The organism is Megasphaera cerevisiae DSM 20462, assembly GCF_001045675.1.
GTDB classification, from domain to species: Bacteria; Bacillota; Negativicutes; order Veillonellales; family Megasphaeraceae; genus Megasphaera; species Megasphaera cerevisiae.
The window spans coordinates 40,033-61,454 of record NZ_LEKT01000013.1; the positions used below are offsets into that span (position 1 = coordinate 40,033).

A 21,422-nucleotide genomic window follows, 5' to 3' on the forward strand; every position below is an offset into this window, starting at 1 on the left:
TTTTATTTATTCTTTTAATCCCGCATATGCAATGAATACATCCCGTTATTACGCGCCTTGCATTACGATAACGGGATGTACTATTTTTACAGCGAATTGGCAATGGAACTATCAATATAATCTTTTATATTGATATCTTTTTTAATAATGCCGATGGTCTTCATAAATTGGGCCGTTGCTTCCAAGCCTGCAATATCTTCTTCCGTAATTTTTACAGGATATTCATATTCATCAAGAATTTTCACCATTTGCTCCGGCGTGCAATGATAATGAGCCGCCAGGCCCGGTGCTACTTCCTCCTGATGCGTCTTGATGTATTTTGCCGCTTTGGCATATTCTTGAAGGAAAATCTTCACAACCTCCTGATTATCAGTTACATATTTTTCCGTTACAAAAATCGGTCCGCCGCCATTGGGGCAGCCCGTCTGATCCACTAAAAATTTTCCTGCCTTCTTATCCAATAAAAAAGTAACGTTAGGTTCCCAAAACGCGACAGCATCTACCTGTTTTTGAAGCAGCGCAGTTTCGGCATCACCGGCTGTCAGGTTTACGATCTGCACATCGTTCAAGGACATCCCATTCTTTTCCAGAATGGAGTACAGCATGTGATGCGCACTCGATCCGACAGTAATGCCTATTTTTTTACTTTTCAATTGCTTGGGATCCGTAATACCGGAATCATTGCCAACAATAATCGCCTGTATTTTATCCCCCTTGCCGCCCTGCGCGATAATTTTATTTTTTTGTCCGGCTGCCAGCGGCGTAATAGTAGGTACATCACCGCCGATTCCGATATCCTGCTGCCCCGCCGCAAAGGATTCATTCAAAGACGGACCGGCATCAAATTCTGTCCATTGCACCTTGATCCCCTTGCTCTCCAACGCTTTTTCCAGACTCCCCTTGTCCTTCATATACCACAACGGCGCCCATGTCGCCGACGGCTGGATGGCGACTCGAAGTACTTTATCCGCGCTGGTCTGATCACTCGTTCCACAGCCTGCTACCAAAGCCATAAGGCAAGTGCCGAGTACCATTCCGCTTATTATTTTTTTCCACATATTGGATTTCCCCCTCGCATCAATTCAACGTATTACTGAAAAAATTATCAAAAAGTATTTTTTTAACTCTACAAATTCTTTGGAGTTTCTATCCCGCGGCCGCGGTAGATCAACCCGAATAATTTTTTCTCCCGTCGGGAATTTAGGTGACAGCATAATAATTTTATCCGCTAAATATACCGCTTCTTCGATATCATGTGTCACCATAAGCATGGTCGATTTTTTACCTTCCTTGATTCGGTACATCTCTTTCTGCAGAGCAATCTTCGTAAAAGCATCCAGCGCACTGAACGGTTCATCCAGCAATAACAGCTTGGGATTGTTGACAAGCGCTCTGGCAATATTAGCTCTTTGGGCCATCCCTCCGGATAATTGCTTTGGGTATGATCTTTCAAAGCCGCTCAAGCCCACTAAATCAATATATGATTGGACAATTTCATATTTTTCTTTTTTACCTGTATGCTGCAGGGAATAGCCGATATTTTCTGCCACTGTCAGCCAGGGGAACAAGCGATGCTTCTGAAAAATCACGCCCCGTTCCCGGCTTGTTCCGCAAACAGTTTTTCCATCTACAAATATTTCGCCTTCATATTCTTCGTCCAAGCCGGAAATAAGCCGCAGTATCGTGCTTTTTCCACAGCCGCTGCCGCCGATAAGGCAAACAAATTCGCCCTCTTCAATCGTAAAATTGATGTTCTTTAAAACCTGCAGCTTACGATCCCCTTGCCCAAAGGATTTGCAAAGATGATTGACCTGTACATAGCTATTCATACTAAATCCCCCCTATGCGGACACCCCTATCCCTCATATCTTGTAATTTTACGCTCTACCTGCTTCAATGCCACATCCATGCATTTACCGATGACGCCAATAGAAAGCATCCCGACAATCACAACATCACTCATCGAAAATTGCCGGGCATTCATGATCATATACCCGATCCCGCTCGAAGACGCTACCAATTCCGCCGCGACCACACAAGCCCAGCAGGCCGCCAGGGCCACTCGCATACCGGTAAATATATTAGGTAATGCAGCTGGAATAATCAACGTCGCAATCATGCGAAAGCGAGGTATTTCCAAAACCTTGGCAACCTCAATCAGCTTGTAATCTACTTGTCGTATACCGTCAATAACATTGATTAGTACAACAAAGAAGCCTCCCAAAAAAATGATGAAAACCTTGGAGATTTCTCCAATGCCAAACCATAAAATGGCCAGCGGAATCCATCCTATCGGCGGAATCGGCCGGAGGATTTGAATAACCAGATCCAGCATTTTATTCATTTTTTTCGAAAGGCCTATCACTATTCCCAGTATGATTCCCAGCCCGCAGGCCAAAAAATATCCCTCCAGCACCCGAATAATACTGATCAGCAGCTGTTGCTGCAGCGACCCGTCCTTCAGCATCGAAACAGTAGTCGCCGCAATGGTTGCCGGTGCCGGCAGCGTAATGGGATTGATATAGCCCATCGTCTCCAAGCCGGACCACAACAGCACAATACTCACTGTGAAAATAATATATTCCATACAGGATACTATTTTTCGACCTATTAGCATAGCAGCCCTCTTTATCATTTCAAAATACGTTGCGCTAAGTTTTTTATCGTCAACACACACGGTGCTGCTCCTTTCGTTCATCATGGTATTTTCCCCCTTTATCACATACCTCTACAAATGTTCCCGCTGATACAAAGAGCAACCCTCCTTTATGGTTTCCATTACTTGTATATCTTGTATAGCAATGGGTTGTACCTTCAATGGATTCTGATCTAAAATAACCAAGTCAGCCAATTTCCCTTCTTCCAGCGTTCCTTTATTCTTTTCCTCTCCATACGCATATGCGGCATGGCAGGTAATTCCTTTTAAAGCATCATACACGCCAATACGCCATTCCGGCCCGATAGAAACACCGTTCTTCGTGATGCGGTTGACTGCCGCCCATACACTGTGCAGCATATCCGCGGATACGACCGGCGTATCCCGATGGAAATTATAAATGAGCCCCCGTTCCAGTGCTTCCCTGACCGGACTGATCCGGCTGCCGCGAGCCACTCCCAGATTTTTTAAATGTACATCTCCCCAGTAATACGTGTGCCCCACAAAAAATGATGGAATCATATGCAGCGGAACCATTGCCTCCAGCTGATCCTTCCGTACAGTCTGGCAATGTACCATTACCGGCCGCAAGCGCATCTTATCCGGATGTCGCGACAGAGCCAGCGCTTTTTGGTAGCATCGTATATATTGGTCAGCGGCGGCATCCCCATTGCAATGAGACAATACCTGACGGCCATGATCAATCGCTGTAAGCAGATATTCCGTAAGCTGTTTATCGCTCATAGCCGCATAGCCACAATATGATGTTTCTCCTTCATACGGCTGTGACAGCCACGCCGTCTTTCCCTGCGGCGAGCCATCCAGAAAATTTTTGCAGCCGCCGATTTTCAAGCGGTGCCGGTATCCTTTTGCATATGATGGATTTTTTTCTATCATATCTTCGGGATTTTCATCAGACCTGATATAGCAAACAATATCAATATCGAACTTCCCTTGTTCGGCCAGCCTTTTCAGAATCTCAAAGCTCTGCCGATTCGTTGCTCCATCCTGCGCCGTAGTAATGCCGTATGATAAATAATACTGCTGAGCCTCAGCAAGCAATATCTCCCAATCCGCGGCCGTCCGGGAATCAATGACGGTATAGCAATACGCCATGGCATTGAGTTCCTCCGTATACCCGTTGGGTTCTCCCGCCGCCGTCACTCTGCCAAATTTTGCTCCCTCCGGATCGGGAGTATTATCATGAATCCCTGCCAGCTCCATCATCCGGGAATTCCCTACGCCCATGTGGCTGGACGCATGCCGTATATATATGGGAATCTGCCGGGATACAGCATCCAGCACATATTTATCCGGATGCCTCCCTTCCCGCAGGGCATTGTGATCATATCCAACTCCGACAACAACTCCGTCTTCCCCTATATGCCGCGTCTTCATATGCTCCTGTAAGACCTGCACGATATCCTGAAATGACTGGCAGCCGCTTAAATCAGCATATTGAAAAAACTCGGCTTTCTCCATAATATGACTGTGCGGGTCAATAAACGCCGGCATCAGGGTCTTGCCGTTCAAATCGACGTATCGGGTATCTGCCTGCGCACGCATTTCAGCTTCGGACAGCGAACCTATGTAAGAGATAATGCGTCCCTCCGTGACCAGCGCTTCCGGGTTCGTTTCCATGCCGGTCATCGTAATCAAATCTCCGTTAAAATAAATGGTTTGTACCATATAACCCTCCTCCATATACACAAAAAAACAGACACGCTTGGCTATTGCCGACATCATTGTCTGTTTATGTTCACATATTTTATTGAATGCTTCCTGTCAGAGATTGATACAACTCATGCAGTATATCATCTGTCACTGTTACGGGATTATTTCCCATATTAGGATGATGGCTCAGAACAACCAGTTCATCCATCTGCTCCGATGTCAAATGAAAATCTTTTAAATCACGCCGCAGCCGCACTTTTTGTTTAAGCTCTCCAATACCGTCGGCCAACGCCGCGGCATCTTTAAACCCCAATCTACGAGCCAGCTCCTTTATTCTTCCATCCTCGGCGGCACCATTGATCCTGACAAAATAATCCAGCGTCAGGCCACAGGCTTCGCCGTGAGGAATCCCATATAAATTAGTCAAGGGAAAACTGCAGGCATGAGAAGAGGTCGTCTTCGGCAAGGTAAAGGCCAGCCCGGCAATAACCGAGGCTTCGCACATTTTCTCCCGGGCCTCTGCATCCTCAGGATCTTCCCAAGCCCGCAGCAGATAGCGGAACACCAGGTCAGCGGCATAGACAGCACAGGCATCACAAACGGGCTGGTGGTGAATACTCCAATATCCCTCTATGGCATGAGATAATACATCAATGCCGCAGCATGCCGTAAGATACGGCGGCATATCATAGGTCAGACAGGGATCAATGACGGCATAGTCCGGAAAAAAATTATCCGACACGATAGGCACCTTTTTCTTCAATTCGTGATCTGACAGGACTGCTACAGAAGTCACTTCACTGCCGGTTCCGGCAGTTGTCGGTACGGCAATGAACGGCAGATGGCGATGCGGCAGCGCTTTTCCCGTGCCATGATAGGAACGGATGGATTCATCTGTCATACAAACGGATGCCGCAGCCTTGGCCAGATCCATCGCACTGCCACCGCCGATGGCAATGACAAATCCATTGCCGCCGCGGCGAATTTCATCGGCACAGGCATCAACATCGGCTACATCCGGATTGGGAGATATATGAGAAAACACCTCCGTAATACGTCCCTCACTCTGGGACATAATGCGTTCCGTCAGCCCATTTTTTACAACGTGCGGCGTTGCAATAATGATGCCCCGCTGCCAGCCTTCCTGCCGCGCCAGCGGAACAATACGGTCAACCGCCTTATTTCCGAATTCTACAGTAACAGGCTGTTCATACTTCCACATACCAGTTTCCCCCTATTTACAATACGTTTCGTCCACCCATGTCAATACGTCGTCCAAAACAGGCAGGTATTCCTTCAGTTCCTCTTTCGTAATGGTCAGAGGCGGGCAGATATTGATATTGTTTTCCCGTCCAAAGGTAGAAAAACCTCGGTTTTTCAATTCTGACATAATAGACGGCATGATCGGATTTTTGACACCGTACGAGACCATGGGAATTCGTTTTTCCTTATCCTTTACGATTTCCAGAGCTGAAAATAATCCGATGCATCGCGCTTCGCCTACGCAAACGTGTTTTTCAACCATGCGGTTCAGGAAATCACGCAAAATAGCTTCCATTTTTTTGACATGATCACAAATATGGTGCTCCGTATAATAGGTTACAGCTGCCACCCCGGCTGCACAGGCCAGCGTATGCCCGCTGTAGGTCAGGCCGCACTGCAGTACATGGTCCTTGAAATAGTCCGCCACCTTGGCGTTGACGATGACGCCGCCCAGCGGCAGATATCCACAGGTCACCCCCTTGGCAAAGGTGATCATATCCGGTTTCATATCAAAATTCTGCCAGCCAAACATCTTGCCAGTCCGGCAAAATCCTGCCATGACTTCATCGCAGATCATGAGGATACCGTATGTATCGCACAGTGCACGAACCCCTTCCATATAGCCCTTCGGCGGCAGGATGACACCATTGGCCCCGACAATACTTTCCATGATGAGGGCCGCAATATGGTCGGTCCCTTCAAAATGCATCTGCTTTTCCAGTGCTTTCAGGAAATAGGCCGTGCAAGCTTCGTCATCGACGCCTCTCGTGTAGCCGTCCTGATACATATGCGGATTCATGAAATGAACAAACCCGTTGGCACCGCCTATTTCCGAAGCAAAACGCCGCCAGTCGCCGGAGGCATTGCCGGCCCCTAAGGTAGCGCCATGATAACTCAAATACGCACTGAAAACCTTCGTGCGCCCAGTGACCATACGAGCCATTTTGATAGCATTTTCATTGGAATCGGCACCGCCGTTGCAGAAAAACACGCGCCGGTACACGTCTGCCCCGGCGGCCTCCACCAGCAGCTTGGCCAGCGTCGATTTGGCCTCTGTCGCATAAGCCGGGGCCATAAAGCACATAGACTTCATTTGCCTGCTAATGGCCTCTAAAATATCCGGGTTGCTGTGTCCTAAATTAGTACATACCAACAGGGAAGACATATCGGCATATTTTTTTCCGTCATAATCCCAAAAATAAATGCCCTCTGCCTTCTGTACCGGCAAAGAAGGCCTTCCCTGCATGGCCCACGGCTGCATGACATATTCTTCATGTAATTTTTCTGTTTCTGCACCAGTCAACATTCCCATAAATAACTCCTCCTCATATATAAGCAAACGCCGTCAAAACATATTCTGTTTTGGCGGCGCTGCCAATTCATTAAAATTATTTCCATGAATGTATTATACGTTTTATTCTTTAACGTATATATGGGCTGATGCATAATATTTTTATATTCAGGCACATACTACAATATTTCTTTAATCAGCAGCGCTAATTGTATGGAAAATCGCGTGGAAAACAATGATAAGTCGCAATTCAGAATTTCTTCTGCCTTATGAAGCTTGTAATTGACCGTATTGCGGTGAATATACAGCAATTCAGCCGTTTTATTGATACTGCCGTTGGACTCCAGATACGTTTTCAACACATCCGTCAGCTGTCCCTTGTGAAGCTGATCATAATCATCCAATTTGCCCAGGATCTCCTGATAATAGGCTTTCAAAACCGTACTGTGATGCTGATTCAGCAATATTTTATACGGCCCCAGCTCATCGTACGATTCCACCATTTCCTTGCGGCGCATTTGCAGCCGGCGTATCTTGTTCGTTTGTCCGTAGCATTCATGTATTTTTTCCAGACCGCCCACATTCCCACTGATACTGATATAAAGGCGGCAGCTAGGCGGCACATGCACCGCCCAGGCACTGCTGGCAAACGCCACGGAGGACTTCATGTACGCATCCGGCCAATCACATAGCAGCAACAGCAGCGTCCCCTCCAGCACAAACGGAAAATAGCTGTGCCGGTCATTAAGAGACACATGGGTCTGCAGCTTGATTTTGTTTATGGCTTTTATAGCATCTTCGTCAGAAATACGAGGGCTTTTCTGCAAATAAATGGAAATCAGCCGGTAATGACTTTGCCTCGAAAACCCATGCTGTTCCAATACGGGGCAATACAATTCCGTCGACTGCGGTGTATACACCGCAAACTTCAAGGCGCTTTCCAGCTCCATCGTACTGCGCTCTGCCTCTGTAATTTTTTTACCGAAAATATGCATGATCCGCGCCATATATACACTCCATGGCACTTCAAACAAGGGCATGTCCTTTTCGTTGCAAAAGGAAATAACGTCCTCTCCGATCCGTTCTATATAAGGGCCGATATTGACGACTACCGCCGAGCCGCCATTTTTATATATTTCCCGTACCAAATCCAGCAAGGTTTCAGACGTCGAATTTTTCAATCCGATTCCCGTAATAAACGAAATTTCTTCCCCCTCTAAAAAAGATGATATTTCCAGGCTTTCCACCATATGCATCCAGCGGATATTCCGGTTCATTCCCGCTTGACCGGCAATCAGCTTCATTTCCGTGTGATTGACATACCCGTATAATTCCCGCAGCAGTACCGCCATGGATACCCCTCCTTCCCTCGATTATATAAAGAGCAATACGCCTGATAGCACCAGCAATATATACGACAGCTTCATAAACAGGCCCTGGTTGATCCTGTCATGAATGACCGCCCCCATATAAGTCGCCGCAAGTAAGGGAATTACACTGGCCAGCGTAAGAAAAATGACCTGCTGGTCATACAAGCCATTCATATAGTCCTTACCCATGAGGACTATATTTAAAATAAACCAGACAGACGCGATGGTCGCGCGAAACACATTTTTATCCTTAAAGGTTGCGGCTGCATACATCACCAGCAGGGCGCCGCCGGAAACAAACATCCCGTGTACGACTCCCGCTCCTATCAGGATAGCATACGAACGGCCCTTAGAGAAAGAAGCAATCGGCTTAAAACATAAATTTTTCACTCCGATCAGAACGATAAAGCCGCCATATACCGGCAGCAGAAAATTCAGCGGGCATAGGGTATACAGATATATGCCCCCTACCATTCCCACCAGCATTCCCAGAATAATTTTCATCAATTCGCGTGTATTGACATAGCGGAATGAATACAATACGATCATGCAGCTGGACAATACTGCCAGGATATTCAATATAGCCTTGGCCTTATCGGGACCGATCAGCAACATAGACGGCGGCATGGCCAATAAGGTGCCGGCAAAGCCCGTAATCCCCTGAATGACATTGGCACCAAAAAGAACAAGCATAAAAATGATTTCACGCGTATAGGTCATGACATTGCTCCCCTTTCCTCCGCCGCTATAAAAAACAGCAATGAAACCAGTATGGATCTTCATTGCTGCGGCAAACACGTGCGCCGACACATATACGGCATCGAATATATTGACAAACTAATTTATATTATATAAACATTATTATTACTTCGCAATACGCTGCAGCACAATATTATATGTGCTGCAATATAGCCCTGTCCCACAATATCTCAAAGTAAAACGAACGGCCAATCTTGCACTATATCATTGCTTACGCATCTCTTACAAAAAATCAAATATGTTCTTACATTCCTCATGTAAACTACCGATGATACTATAATAAAATTATATTGATATGCTTGATTTTAAGATTATATATGTTCTGTCGTCATCGTTGAAATGGATTCATAAGAGGCGGCGCCGTAAAAAATTTTATACACAGCGATTTTAGCGGCATCTATCCGGAAAACATGATGCCGGAAGCCGGAGAAGCTGGTGCCAATGCCATTGAACTGGCTGTGCAGCTAACAAAAGATGGTGACTCGTCATCTTTCACAATGAACGAACAGACTGCACGCTAATGGCTCCGGCAATGTCCGTGAGTATACACTGGCCGATCCTGCGTACCTTAGACGCATCTTACCCTCATACCGTCAAATGTCAACCCAATTCTGATATTTGACGGGTACCACATCCCGTGGGGTTACCAAATCATTATCCCTGCCCATTGGACTTTCTGCCGCTATGACGGGATCCATCAGCCACAGTGCGACAGCCCAGGGCAGGCCGGTATACCCGGCACGGTGAGGCATTCTTGCTGCTGTATAGTTCATAAGACTTCTCCACTTCCACATAGTATCGCTATTCGTTACCAGTAATCATTTTCTGTTATATTAAATGCAGCCAAATCCTTCTATTCCATTCGGACATAAAAATGATCCGTTTGGACATTTTTTCAAAATAGCACAGAGAGAATATACTATTTATGCTGTTTTTTATTTGTTTTGAGAAGATGATTTTTTGTGATTACTGTGCTTTTAGTGCATGCATGAGAACGGGCGCTATTCATTCCCTCTGCGGCTGCCAGGATGAATGGTTCATTTATGGCAAGGTATCTACTTTCTCCCTTCTATATCTGCAATATAAAAAAGATGCTTGGCCTCAACGCCAAAAAACGTGTTGGCAAAGCATCTTTTGCTGGAAAATCAACCTATGGAACTGACTCTTCCCATCAGGCGATCGTATTTTTTTCTGTGGCAAATTTCTTTCCGTCCTTCATGACAAAGACGCAGGAAGATAGCGCATAGGGATCGGTCAGCACATCTTTATCCCAAGCGGAAATATCAGCCCGCTTTCCTGGTTCCAGCGTACCTATCTGATCCTCCAATTGTAATATCCCGGCATTTGTTTTCGTAGCTGCCTGCAAGGTCCGGTACGGATCCATGCCGCTTCTCAGCCATGCGGCATATTCCGTCCAGCTTTCATAATTATGATATACCGCCACCAAATCCGTGCCATACCCCAATTTGATATTGCTTTCCCGGATCACCTTACGCCCGTCAGTCAGCGCTTCCCGATAAAACTCAAGCTTCTTTCTGAATTCAGGCTGCTTCTGCGCCATTTTTTCCGGATTATAGTTGACGACTTCATCATAAGGTGAAAACGTAGGCACGAGATATGTGTCGCTTTTTTCAAATAAGCGCGCCGTTTTTTCATCCATGAAGGATCCATGCTCCATTCCTGTAATGCCAAAGGAAAGAAGCTTCTGCATCAATGCCGCCGTATACACGTGCGCGGTAACCGTCGTTTTCAATTCCTTTGCCGTATCGATGATAGCCTTCATTTCCGCATCATTGAGCTGCTGCTCTACCGGCGTATCATTGGGGGTAAAGAACCCGCCCGTTGCCATGATTTTGATGAAATCCACGCCGAACTTATGCTGATTGCGCACGGCATTGATAAAATATTCCGCACCGCTGCCAATGCCCCCTTTCTGCACCTGCAGCATTTCTGCCAGCCGGGGATTTCCTGCAAAGGACTGCGTGAAATCGGCATGACTTCCCGGCGTCCCCAGCGGTTCTCCCGTGGCAGCGATCCGGCTGCCGCTCATATATCCCATATTAATTGCTTTTTTTACGGCCTGCACGGGATAGCCGCTGCTAGTAATATTCCCTAAATGCCGAACTGTCGTAAAACCTCTGGCCAACGTCTTCTGCGCGCACCGCAGCACAGCCAGGGCCGCCATTTCGTCCGAATAGGAAAATACTTCTTCACGAATGGTTTTCCAATCAAAAAAATCCATATGCATGTGGGCATCAATCATTCCCGGCGTAACAGTATATGCCGGCAGATCAATGACCTCTGCATCCCGGGGATATACTGCAGATCTTCCTATGTCTTCAATCACTTGATCTTTTACTACGATTTTATAGTTGGCCTTCAATTCATCATGAATGCCATCATACAGTTTACCGCAAACAATAACTTTCACAGAACTCATGCCATAACCTCCCATTTCCATTGACCGAAACCATCTGTATTATTCCATTTTCAAGGTTGTTACTCCCTGGATATCGAAGGAATCACCCGACATTTTTGTAAAGTCACCATGAAACCATGTATTGCTCAATTTAGACAAGGTCCCATCGTCCTGCATTTCCTTGATCGTCTTATTGACCTTTTCAATAATTTCCTTATTTTCTGGTTTTTTCAGGAAAGGAAAGGCAATAGGAATCGTTCTATGGGGATCATAAACGTTGATATCCATGTTCAAATGATTTTTGGAAACAACACCGGTAATGACATCCACCATAGCCGCGTCATAGGAGCCGTTGACTACGGCAAGAATCAGTGTGCTCAAGCCGTCCAGACAGACAATTTCCATATTCAGATTATATTTATCGTTAAGATCCTGCAATACCTTCATGTAATTGGACCCGGCCTCCACACATACCTTTTTATTGCGGAACCACTCGATACTGTCGAATTTATCCGCTCCCTTCGTCACCAGCACATAACCTGCCCAGGCATAGGGGTCGGCAAAATCATACTTTTCCGCCCGTTCCTTTGTTTTGGCGCAATAGGCATTTGTCGTGATCTGCCCGTTATCCATCAGTCCCCACAAGGCAGAAAATTCAGCAACCTTAAATTCCAGTTCCCAATTATTTCGTTTGGCAATTTCATTCCAGACATCAATATCAAAGCCCTGCAGACCGGCATTTTTTTCACTGCCCGAGTCCGCGATTTCATCCCAGCCGGGATACGCGCCGGTAACGCCTACGACAATTTTCGTTTTTCCGGAAGCGCCCCCTTCCTCTTCGCCTGAGCAGCCCGATACAGCCAACATCATCACTATCAGACAAGTCATCATGACGCATTTCAGTACCGTTCCTATCTTTTTCATACAGTACGCCCCCTCTTAGCATGTATATTATATGGATCCAAGCTGCCGTGCCCTGACCGGCAGGTGTTCAGCCGGCCCGGCGGACCCGTGTCAGAAATTGCTTAGTCCGTTCTTGCTGCGGATTATTGAATATGTCTTCAGGCGTTCCCTGTTCTACGATATAGCCATCTGCCATAAAGACTACTTCATCGGCTACCTCCCGGGCAAACTGCATTTCATGCGTTACGACAGCCATCGTCATGCCTGCTTCTGCCACGCTTTTCATGACTTCCAGCACATCATCCACCAATTCCGGATCCAGCGCTGCCGTCGGTTCATCGAATAAAATAACCCGTGGTTCCATCGCCATAGCCCGGGCGATGCCGACCCGCTGCTGCTGGCCGCCGGACTGCTGCGAGGGATAAAAATCCATCCGGTCGCCAAGACCGACCTTCTGCAAATACATTTCGGCAATATCCGTTGCTTCATTTTTCTTTATTTTTTTGACGATAACCAAGCCTTCCATTACATTTTCCAGAGCCGATTTATTTTTGAAAAGATTGTAATTCTGAAAGACCATCGTACAATTTTCACGCAGCAGCTTGAGTTGTCTTTTACTATATTTATCTCGATTGACGATGATGTCGTCGAGCTGCACGATACCGCTCGTAGGCGGCTCCAAATAATTTCCGCAGCGAAGAAGTGTTGTTTTGCCGCTTCCTGACGGCCCCAGAATAACAACAACCTTCCCGGTCGGAACTTCCAGTGAAACGGATTTCAACACTTCATTATCGCCAAACACCTTGCGTATGTTTTCAAACTTCAGCATGGGGACCCCTCCTTTACAAGCTATGCGTATTTTTGATTCAAATGGTTTTCAATATATTTCTGAATGATTGTAAAAATAATATTCAGCCCCCAATAGATACATAATACGGCCAGATATATTTCCATAAAGCGCAGATTACGGGAGCTCAGCATTTTAGCCTTCAGCATCATTTCCGTAATTCCCACCATGGAGGCCAGTGAGGTGCCCTTAAAGACCTCCAGAAAATTATTGGACAAAGGCGGGATCATATAATGCACCGCCTGGGGCAGAATAATGCGCCGCATCCCCTGAAAGTATGTCATGCCAATAGACAGGCAGCCTTCCAGCTGTCCCTTGTCCACGGATTGTATCGCACCGCGAATAGTTTCGGCCATATATGCCGAATACGCCAGGCTCAAACAGATAATGGCGTGCCAGATCGGTGTCATGCTCCTTGTCAGCGGCAGGTTGGGAAACAAGCCGTACACAAAGAAAAAAAGCTGTACCAGAAGCGGCGTCCCTCTGAAAAAGGAAAGCCATATCTTCAGAAACGCTGATACGGCTTTATTTTTACTCATGGATAGAAAGGCAATCGCCAAAGCCATCATAAATCCAATGATAAAGGTGGCAAATGTCAAAAAAAGCGTAACTCCCATACAGCTTGCAATGGGGCTGAATGCCCCTTCAAATATTTTCATATTAAATTCATACATAGACCGGTTCCCCCTCTGCACGGTATCAATTATCTTAACGTCACCAGAGCTTTTTATCCGTCATGTGCATAGTAGTTCATCATCTTCTCCCTCTGTTTTCAAAAAAAGCCTGATTAAATGGATCATTTAATCAGGCTTCGTCGGCTTTTATGCGTTGGTCTTATCTATATTTATTTTGTTTGATTTGTATTATATATAATTATTTATTTAAAATCAATTTATTTTCTTATAATTTTCTTAAATTTATATTTAATATTTATTTATAACAATATTTTTTAAATTTTATATCTGGCGTATTATTACATTTTTCACGTATGAAAAATCTTTTTATTTTCCTGCTTCGAACAGCACAAAACGCCCCATACAAAGGAACAGGGCGTTGTTGTGCACTTTTTATTGTTTTTCTATGAGCAAATAGAAATAACCATTATTTTTCGGCAAGTTTTTTATATGTTTCCAGACGCTGCTGCATATCCTTCGCCGTTTTGTCGAAGAACGCATCCGCTTTATCTGGGAATACCGTTTTCAATGATGCATAACGGACTTCACCGAGGAGGAAATCTTTGATATTTTCTACGGGATCTTTAGAATCCATCGTAAATGGATTTTTTCCTTCTTCCTTCAAAACCGGATTATACCGGTACAGATGCCAGTATCCTGCATCCACAGCTTTTTTCGCTTCCAGCTGACTGCTGGACATACCAGCCTTAATGCCGTGATTGATACACGGCGCATAACCGATGATCAGGCTCGGGCCGTCATAGGCTTCGGCTTCTCTGATTGCTTTCAGGCATTGTGCTTTGTCGGCACCGAGAGCAACCTGAGCAACATACACGTAGCCATAGGTCATGGCAATCCGGCCCAAGTCTTTTTTCTTTGTTTTTTTGCCGCCGGCAGCAAATTTGGCAATAGCCGACGTAGGGGTAGCCTTGGAGGACTGTCCGCCTGTGTTGGAATATACTTCCGTATCGAAGACAAAGACGTTGACATTTTCACCCTGCGCCAACACGTGATCAAGACCGCCGAAGCCGATATCATACGCCCAGCCATCACCGCCGAAGATCCACTGACTCCGTTTGACTAACGTATCGCGGCGTTCATATATTTTTTGGCAGGCCGGACACGTATCCTTTGCGGCTGCCACAATAGCTGTCACCTTATCGGCCCGTTCACGGCTGCCTTCTGCTTCATCTTTTTTATCCAGCCATTCCTGCAAAACAGCCTTGGCTTGTGCCGGCGTATGAGGGCCATCCACTGCTTCCTGAATATCCATAGCCATTTTGTCACGCATTTGCTGCGCTGCCAGGAACATGCCCAGCCCAAATTCGGCATTATCTTCAAACAATGAATTCGCCCAGCCCGGACCATGACCGGCTTGGTTTGTCGTATATGGCATAGATGGCACACTGCCGGACCACACAGAGGAGCAGCCGGTGGCGTTAGCTACCATCATGCGATCCCCAAAGAGCTGCGTTACCAATTTAGCATACGGTGTTTCCCCGCAGCCTGCGCAAGCACCGGAAAATTCCAGCAGCGGCTGTTCAAACTGACTGCCCTTTACGGTAAATTTATCCAGCGGATTGTTTTTTTGCGAAACATTGTGTACTGCATATTCCCAGAGTGCCGCTTTTTCTTCCTGCGTAGCAAAAGGCTTCATGACCAAGGCCTTGTTTTTCGCCGGGCAGACCTGAGCGCAGCTGCCGCAGCCCAGACAATCGCGCACGCTGACAGCCATTGTAAAGGACAGTCCCTTGGCGCCGACAGCCGGTTTGACCTGCAGTCCCTGCGGTGCCTTCTGCACTTCTTCGTCATGGAGCAGAACCGGACGAATGGCGGCATGAGGGCATACCAGCGAGCACTGATTACACTGCACACAATTTTCGGCCTGCCATTCCGGCACCTGGATCGCTACACCGCGTTTTTCATAGGCTGCTGTTCCCTGCGGAAACGCTCCGTCTTCCAAGCCCAGGAAAGAGCTGACTGGCAGCGAATCACCGGCCTGTGCGTTGATCGGTTCGAGAATCTTAGAAACAAATTCCGGTACTTCCGTTTGACTGACTACTTCATCAACGGCCTGTACCCAGGCCGCCGGCACGTCAATTTTGACACTGCCGGATACGCCGGCATCGATAGCCGCATTATTCATATCGACGATCTTTTGTCCTTTTTTGCCATATGAGGTAACAACGGCATCCTTCAAATACCGGACGGCGTCTTCAACGGGGATAATATCCGCAATCTTGAAGAAGGCTGCCTGCATAATCATATTGAAGCGTCCGCCCAAACCTATTTTCTGAGCAATATTGACGGCATCGATCGTATAAAAATGGATATCATTGGCAGCCAGGTATCGTTTCATCGCTGCCGGCAGATTTTTATCCAGTTCTTCCGGACTCCACAAGGTATTAAGGAGAAAGCTGCCGCCTTTTTTCAAACCTGACAGCACATCATATTTATATACGTAAGATTGCTGCGAACAGGAAACAAACGCTGCTTTGTTGATGAGATAGGAGGATTTGATCGGGCTTTTGCCAAAGCGCAGGTGAGATACGGTAATACCGCCGGATTTTTTAGAGTCATAGGCAAAATACGCTTGGGCATGCATATCCGTATGATTGCCGATGATCTTAACTGCACTCTTATTGGCTCCCACCGTGCCGTCAGAGCCCAGGCCCCAGAACTTGCAGGCCGTCGTGCCTTCCGGTGTGGTGTCGATATCTTCTCCGACAGGCAGCGATGTATGAGTAACATCGTCTACAATGCCAATCGTAAAATGATCCTTTGGCCGGGCTTGCTTCAAGTTTTCAAAAACGGCCGCAATATGCGCCGGTGTCGTATCCTTGCCGCCGAGACCGGCCCGTCCGCCGACGATAAGCGGCTGCTGCGCCTTGCCGGCATATACGCCTCTGACATCGAGGTACAGCGGTTCAGCAACGGAGCCCTGTTCTTTGGTACGGTCCAGGACAGCTATTTTCCGTACGGTTTCCGGAATATATTTAAAGAAATATTTTTCGGAGAAGGGACGGTATAAGTGGACGGAAAGCAACCCTACTTTTTCACCATGCTGGTTGAGGAAGTCGACAGTTTCTTCAGCCGCATCACATAGAGAACCCATGGCAATGATCATGCGATCCGCATCAGGTGCCCCATAGTATGTAAACGGATGATATTCCCGGCCGGTGAGCTGAGAAATTTTGCTCATGTACTCTTCCACCACGTCGGGAAGTGCTTCATAATATGCATTCTGCACTTCCTGCTGCTGGAAATATACATCGGCATTTTCCAGCGAGCCCTTGGTACTCGGGTGATCCGGATTGGTACCACGGTCACGGAATGCTTTAACGGCATCCATATCCGTAAGCGCTGCTAGATCACCATAATCAAGAGCTTCAATCTTTTGAATTTCGTGAGAGGTCCGGAAGCCGTCAAAGAAATTGAGAAAGGGAACGCGCCCCTTGATGGCCGCTAAATGAGCAACAGCCGACAAATCCATGACTTCCTGTACGCTGGATTCCGCCAGCATAGCAAAGCCAGTCTGCCGACAGGCCATAACGTCACGCTGGTCACCGAAAATACACAGCGTATTGGTTCCCAGTGCCCGGGCAGCTACATGAAAAACGCCCGGCAGCAGTTCACCGGCAATTTTATACATGTTTGGAATCATAAGCAGAAGCCCCTGCGATGCCGTGTAGGTAGTTGTCAATGCCCCTGTAATAAGAGAGCCGTGTACAGCGCCGGCAGCGCCTCCTTCGGCCTGCATTTCCTGAATGCGGACGACCTGTCCGAACATATTCTTGACGCCTTGCGTTGCCCATTCATCCATTTTTTCGGCCATCGTAGAGGATGGTGTAATCGGGTAAATCGCCGCTACATCCGTAAATACATAGGATATATACGCGGCGGCTGTATTGCCGTCCATGGTCATCATTTTCTTCTTTGCCATAATTGCCTCCATCTGTTAAAAGTATATACGCTGAGAAATCATATCTCATAGCCTGCTATACGTTATATTGTATCTCAGTACTGATAACCTGTAAAACAAATGAATTTAATTATATCGATCATTATTTTTAATTGATATATAGATGGGGTTGCCTGTCCATTTTATCATGACATAAAAAAAGCAGCTGCCGTCGGGTTTCCCCGAAGCAGCTGCTTTACCGAGCTACAGTCCCGATTGCCCCGTTTCAATGACAGTCCGAATTTCCTGTAAAAATCCTTCTATCTGCGGCGTCATGACCTTGTTGGCATGCAGCACCATCTGCACATATTGTGATCCCTGAAAATCTGTCACCGGCAAAATAACTACCTGACCCTTCCCGGCGGCATGCCGCACAGTATACAATGGCAGTACCGATACAAAATCCCCCTTACTGACAAGGCGGGTTGCCGTATCCGCACTCTGCAGCGTCAAAAAGGGATGCAGCGTAATATTCTGACCGGCAATGATGCTTTGAAAATGAACGATATACGGCGCGGTCAGTTCCATCAGGATAAACTCCTCATCCTTCAAATCCGCCAGCTGCAGCGACTTTCGTTTGCTCAAGGGATTATCGGGATGACCGATAACTACGACCGACTCATTTTTAGCATACCAGGTCTGCCACTGTGTTTTAGGCAGCGGCTCCGCAATCAGGCAGGCAAAATCAAGAATTCCCATTTGCATGCCCTCTTTGAGCGTCGCCGTATCATCTACGATCAAATCCACCTTGACATGAGGATATGTCTGGTGATACTGCAGAACCGCAGGCTCAAACAAGATTTCATAAAGAGATTCGACCATCCCGATCCGAACCGTACCGGCCAATGCTTCCTTTGATTTTAAAAAATTTTCCATATGCAATGCCGTCGATACGATCTTCTGCGCGTATGGGACGAGCTCTTCGCCGTACTGGGTCAGGGTAATCTGCCGCCCAATGCGATTGAACAGCGGCGCGCCTACTTCCCGTTCCAGCTGCTGAATCTGGGCACTGACATTGGACTGTGAGTAGCCCAATGTCTGCCCGGCCTGGGTAAAATTTTTAATGGACACTACCTGAAGAAATGTGTTGAGATTCCGTATTTCCATCTTATTCGTTCCCCACGTAGCCGTAAGTTACGGTGTATTCAAAATTCCGGTCTGCCGTAAGCGTTTTGCCAGCCTGTATAGTAATCTTTCGCAGCGAATATTCGCCGCCAGCCAGAACAAAATAATCAAAATATTCCCAGTTCCGTATATACCGCAGCATTCTTTTTTCCGGATAGGTATAGGTTTCCTTCGATTTGCGGGATACGATAAGCAGCATATAGTCACCAGCCGGCACATCGTATATCTCATAATAGCCATCCTGATTTACTGGGGCAAAGAAAATGTTTTTTCCGGGCGGCGGCACATTGTCTCTATACCATGCCCGCTCCTGATCTTCCGTAATACTGTTTTTATCAAACGTCACGGGGATAAGCTCAATTTTAGCTCCGGCATCGCCTCGCTTACGGGCATATTCTTTGTCCTGCAGGGCTTTGATATTCAACCCGCTAGAAGGCATCCCATTCATATTACGCTGTTCAATAAATTTACTGTACTGCCATGTCACCCGTCCGTGAACACCGCCAGTATGCGCTGCTGAAGCATATGCCAACTGGCATAGTAAAACAGCCAGTACTCCCCCAAACCATGCTGCTCGTTTCATCGTATCCTCACCTCTCCTATTTGCACTGATCACACGCCACTATATACTAAGATATAATTTTATTTTATCATATTTCAGCGGCATACGTCATTATAAGCCGGCATGGTATATATTTTTTCCTGTTTCGCGAAAAAACAAAAAGCAAGACACGCTGCAAGCCCTGCCGCCTGATTTTATTTTTTCACCTGATATCGCTTGTATATCACGCTCCCCGCTTTCTTATTCAATCCCGCCCCATAATAAATGCCCGTAAGAAAAACAAGCCAAACAGCAGTAGCCAGTACGCCAAACCGGGTGTTTTCATGAAGACATGCCGAAGCGAAAATAACAACAAAAAAACCAAGTGCAATATAATTTGAATATGGATAAAATGGCATTTTATAAATAATACGTTGTTGTTCTTCCGGCGTAAGACTTTTACGAAATTTCATTTGACTAATCAATATAAGAATCCAAGTAATCAAGCATCCAAAGGCTGTGGCAGAGGTAACAATTTCAAACACAGCAGCCGGCAGCAGATAATTTAATATAACGCCAATAGTCATACATGCCGCCGATATGAGAACCCCTATATATGGGATTTTTTTTGTATTCACTTTGCTGAATATATTGGGTGCTGTCTGTTGCAGCGCTTGATTGTACAGCATCCGGCTGGCACTGTATATACCTGTATTGCAGGCAGAAAGCGCGGCGGTAATAACAACCACGTTGATGATATTTGCGGCACCCGTAATTCCCAGCTTATCAAACACCATGACAAAGGGACTTCCCTGCGTGCCCAATTGGTTCCATGGATAAATCGTCATAATAACGGCTAAGGACAGTACATAGAACAAAAGAATCCGCACAAGGCACTTATTAATGGCGGAGGCAAGAGTCCGGCTGGGATTTTTTGCTTCTCCCGCAGTAACCCCAATAACCTCCATGCCGGTGAAGGCGTACATTACCATTAACAGCGTTCCAAATACACCTTGAAGACCATATGGCATAAAGCCACCATGCGCTGTCAGATTGGCCAGTCCTACGGCTGCTCCACCATTTCCCAGGCCGAAAAAAATCATTCCGCATCCCGACACAATGAGAATGCATATTGTAAAAACCTTGATCATGGCAAACCAAAATTCAAATTCGCCGTACATGGCTACAGAAATAAGGTTGGTGCCCGTCATGATGGCAAGAGCCAAAAGACAGGTAATCCATTGCGGCCAATCAGGCAGCCACATGTGCACATACACCCCTACTGCCGTAATTTCCGCCATACAGCTGACAATCCATAAATACCAATAATTCCAGCCCGCAATAAAGCCCGCTAAGGGACTAATAAATTGGTACGCGTGGGCACAAAACGATCCGGAAACCGGATATTCAACGGTGACCTCCCCCATAGCTCGAATAACAATATATGTAATAATACCGATAAATAAATAAGCCAGCAGTACTGCCGGCCCCGCTTTTTCAATGGAGGACGCGGACCCTAAAAATAAACCGACGCCAATACAGCTCCCCAGCGCCATGAGCTGAATATGGCGCTCTTTCAAATCACGCTGCAGCGTTTCTTGAACAATTTGAGGATGATTTTTACTATTCATGTGATCTACTCCTTAAGTAATAGAATTGTATACATCAACTGTTTCGCTTCATTACATAAAAAAAAGGGGCTGTGAAATAACGCCCCTATAAAAACGAATGAGGATCACTGGCTCGAAAGAGCCGGTGATCCTCATTTTGTGGTAAAATTTTACGTAACTAATGAAAAATTCAACCATCAATTATTTTAAAACAAAACAGGCTATTTTGCCACTGTTTATTTCAGATTGTCTGAATATCTGCGATCCTGTGCTGGTTTTTGACCGATTTATGGAGGAAATCGACTTGGAGAAATACCTGAGCAATGTTC

At 46.4% G+C, this 21,422-nt stretch carries 17 protein-coding genes; all 17 read right to left on the bottom strand.

The window, feature by feature from the left end:
* Positions 1-86: 86 nt before the first annotated feature.
* The 17 genes from AB840_RS05670 to AB840_RS05750 all read right to left on the bottom strand — a co-directional run bounded on the left by AB840_RS05670 (position 87) and on the right by AB840_RS05750 (position 21,114).
* Entirely contained in the window at positions 87-1,058 is a 972-nt protein-coding gene (locus tag AB840_RS05670; protein ID WP_048513862.1) for an ABC transporter substrate-binding protein, read from the bottom strand.
* A gap of 24 nt (positions 1,059-1,082) precedes the next feature.
* Positions 1,083-1,829 carry an ABC transporter ATP-binding protein gene (locus AB840_RS05675; protein ID WP_048513863.1) on the bottom strand — a complete coding sequence of 249 codons (747 nt, stop codon included), beginning with the start codon at positions 1,827-1,829 and terminating at the stop codon, positions 1,083-1,085.
* A 26-nt stretch (positions 1,830-1,855) separates the two neighbouring features.
* Entirely contained in the window at positions 1,856-2,701 is an 846-nt protein-coding gene (locus AB840_RS05680) for an ABC transporter permease (RefSeq protein ID WP_200809940.1), read from the bottom strand.
* 27 nt (positions 2,702-2,728) lie between these two features.
* Positions 2,729-4,345, bottom strand: coding sequence for an amidohydrolase (locus AB840_RS05685; protein WP_048513864.1), 1,617 nt, complete (start codon positions 4,343-4,345; stop codon positions 2,729-2,731).
* A 79-nt stretch (positions 4,346-4,424) separates the two neighbouring features.
* Positions 4,425-5,552 (bottom strand): iron-containing alcohol dehydrogenase family protein, encoded by a 1,128-nt coding sequence (locus AB840_RS05690; RefSeq protein ID WP_048513865.1) that lies wholly within the window; start codon positions 5,550-5,552, stop codon positions 4,425-4,427.
* Between the two features lie 12 nt (positions 5,553-5,564).
* Positions 5,565-6,905, bottom strand: coding sequence for an aminotransferase class III-fold pyridoxal phosphate-dependent enzyme (locus tag AB840_RS05695; RefSeq protein ID WP_048513866.1), 1,341 nt, complete (start codon positions 6,903-6,905; stop codon positions 5,565-5,567).
* A gap of 158 nt (positions 6,906-7,063) precedes the next feature.
* Positions 7,064-8,236 carry a PucR family transcriptional regulator gene (locus AB840_RS05700; protein WP_048513867.1) on the bottom strand — a complete coding sequence of 391 codons (1,173 nt, stop codon included), beginning with the start codon at positions 8,234-8,236 and terminating at the stop codon, positions 7,064-7,066.
* Positions 8,237-8,257: 21 nt separating this feature from the next.
* Positions 8,258-8,974, bottom strand: coding sequence for a sulfite exporter TauE/SafE family protein (locus AB840_RS05705; protein ID WP_072061768.1), 717 nt, complete (start codon positions 8,972-8,974; stop codon positions 8,258-8,260).
* Positions 8,975-9,606: 632 nt separating this feature from the next.
* Positions 9,607-9,786, bottom strand: a complete 180-nt coding sequence (locus tag AB840_RS05710) for a hypothetical protein (RefSeq protein ID WP_048513868.1) — start codon at positions 9,784-9,786, stop codon at positions 9,607-9,609.
* 398 nt (positions 9,787-10,184) lie between these two features.
* Positions 10,185-11,453 carry an amidohydrolase family protein gene (locus tag AB840_RS05715; protein WP_048513869.1) on the bottom strand — a complete coding sequence of 423 codons (1,269 nt, stop codon included), beginning with the start codon at positions 11,451-11,453 and terminating at the stop codon, positions 10,185-10,187.
* Between the two features lie 39 nt (positions 11,454-11,492).
* Complete coding sequence (locus AB840_RS05720; RefSeq protein ID WP_048513870.1) at positions 11,493-12,356, bottom strand: transporter substrate-binding domain-containing protein; 864 nt, start codon at positions 12,354-12,356, stop codon at positions 11,493-11,495.
* Between the two features lie 67 nt (positions 12,357-12,423).
* Positions 12,424-13,164 carry an amino acid ABC transporter ATP-binding protein gene (locus AB840_RS05725; RefSeq protein ID WP_048513871.1) on the bottom strand — a complete coding sequence of 247 codons (741 nt, stop codon included), beginning with the start codon at positions 13,162-13,164 and terminating at the stop codon, positions 12,424-12,426.
* A 20-nt stretch (positions 13,165-13,184) separates the two neighbouring features.
* Complete coding sequence (locus AB840_RS05730; RefSeq protein ID WP_048513872.1) at positions 13,185-13,856, bottom strand: amino acid ABC transporter permease; 672 nt, start codon at positions 13,854-13,856, stop codon at positions 13,185-13,187.
* Positions 13,857-14,283: 427 nt separating this feature from the next.
* Positions 14,284-17,799 carry a pyruvate:ferredoxin (flavodoxin) oxidoreductase gene (gene nifJ, locus AB840_RS05735; RefSeq protein ID WP_048513873.1) on the bottom strand — a complete coding sequence of 1,172 codons (3,516 nt, stop codon included), beginning with the start codon at positions 17,797-17,799 and terminating at the stop codon, positions 14,284-14,286.
* A 222-nt stretch (positions 17,800-18,021) separates the two neighbouring features.
* On the bottom strand, positions 18,022-18,924 hold the full coding sequence (locus AB840_RS05740) for a LysR family transcriptional regulator (protein WP_048513874.1): 903 nt from the start codon (positions 18,922-18,924) through the stop codon (positions 18,022-18,024).
* Position 18,925: 1 nt separating this feature from the next.
* Entirely contained in the window at positions 18,926-19,525 is a 600-nt protein-coding gene (locus AB840_RS05745; RefSeq protein ID WP_048513875.1) for a hypothetical protein, read from the bottom strand.
* A 173-nt stretch (positions 19,526-19,698) separates the two neighbouring features.
* The gene (locus AB840_RS05750) at positions 19,699-21,114 is read right to left on the bottom strand and encodes an amino acid permease (RefSeq protein WP_048513876.1); all 1,416 of its coding nucleotides are present in this window, start codon (positions 21,112-21,114) and stop codon (positions 19,699-19,701) included.
* Between the last annotated feature and the right edge of the window lie 308 nt (positions 21,115-21,422).

Coding starts and splice junctions, on each gene's coding strand:
- AB840_RS05670 (WP_048513862.1), bottom strand. CDS start 1,058: ATGTGGAAAAAAATAATAAGCGGAATGGTACTCGGCACTTGCCTTATG.
- AB840_RS05675 (WP_048513863.1), bottom strand. CDS start 1,829: ATGAATAGCTATGTACAGGTCAATCATCTTTGCAAATCCTTTGGGCAA.
- AB840_RS05680 (WP_200809940.1), bottom strand. CDS start 2,701: ATGATGAACGAAAGGAGCAGCACCGTGTGTGTTGACGATAAAAAACTT.
- AB840_RS05685 (WP_048513864.1), bottom strand. CDS start 4,345: ATGGTACAAACCATTTATTTTAACGGAGATTTGATTACGATGACCGGC.
- AB840_RS05690 (WP_048513865.1), bottom strand. CDS start 5,552: ATGTGGAAGTATGAACAGCCTGTTACTGTAGAATTCGGAAATAAGGCG.
- AB840_RS05695 (WP_048513866.1), bottom strand. CDS start 6,905: ATGGGAATGTTGACTGGTGCAGAAACAGAAAAATTACATGAAGAATAT.
- AB840_RS05700 (WP_048513867.1), bottom strand. CDS start 8,236: ATGGCGGTACTGCTGCGGGAATTATACGGGTATGTCAATCACACGGAA.
- AB840_RS05705 (WP_072061768.1), bottom strand. CDS start 8,974: ATGACCTATACGCGTGAAATCATTTTTATGCTTGTTCTTTTTGGTGCC.
- AB840_RS05710 (WP_048513868.1), bottom strand. CDS start 9,786: ATGAACTATACAGCAGCAAGAATGCCTCACCGTGCCGGGTATACCGGC.
- AB840_RS05715 (WP_048513869.1), bottom strand. CDS start 11,453: ATGAGTTCTGTGAAAGTTATTGTTTGCGGTAAACTGTATGATGGCATT.
- AB840_RS05720 (WP_048513870.1), bottom strand. CDS start 12,356: ATGAAAAAGATAGGAACGGTACTGAAATGCGTCATGATGACTTGTCTG.
- AB840_RS05725 (WP_048513871.1), bottom strand. CDS start 13,164: ATGCTGAAGTTTGAAAACATACGCAAGGTGTTTGGCGATAATGAAGTG.
- AB840_RS05730 (WP_048513872.1), bottom strand. CDS start 13,856: ATGTATGAATTTAATATGAAAATATTTGAAGGGGCATTCAGCCCCATT.
- nifJ (WP_048513873.1), bottom strand. CDS start 17,799: ATGGCAAAGAAGAAAATGATGACCATGGACGGCAATACAGCCGCCGCG.
- AB840_RS05740 (WP_048513874.1), bottom strand. CDS start 18,924: ATGGAAATACGGAATCTCAACACATTTCTTCAGGTAGTGTCCATTAAA.
- AB840_RS05745 (WP_048513875.1), bottom strand. CDS start 19,525: ATGAAACGAGCAGCATGGTTTGGGGGAGTACTGGCTGTTTTACTATGC.
- AB840_RS05750 (WP_048513876.1), bottom strand. CDS start 21,114: ATGAATAGTAAAAATCATCCTCAAATTGTTCAAGAAACGCTGCAGCGT.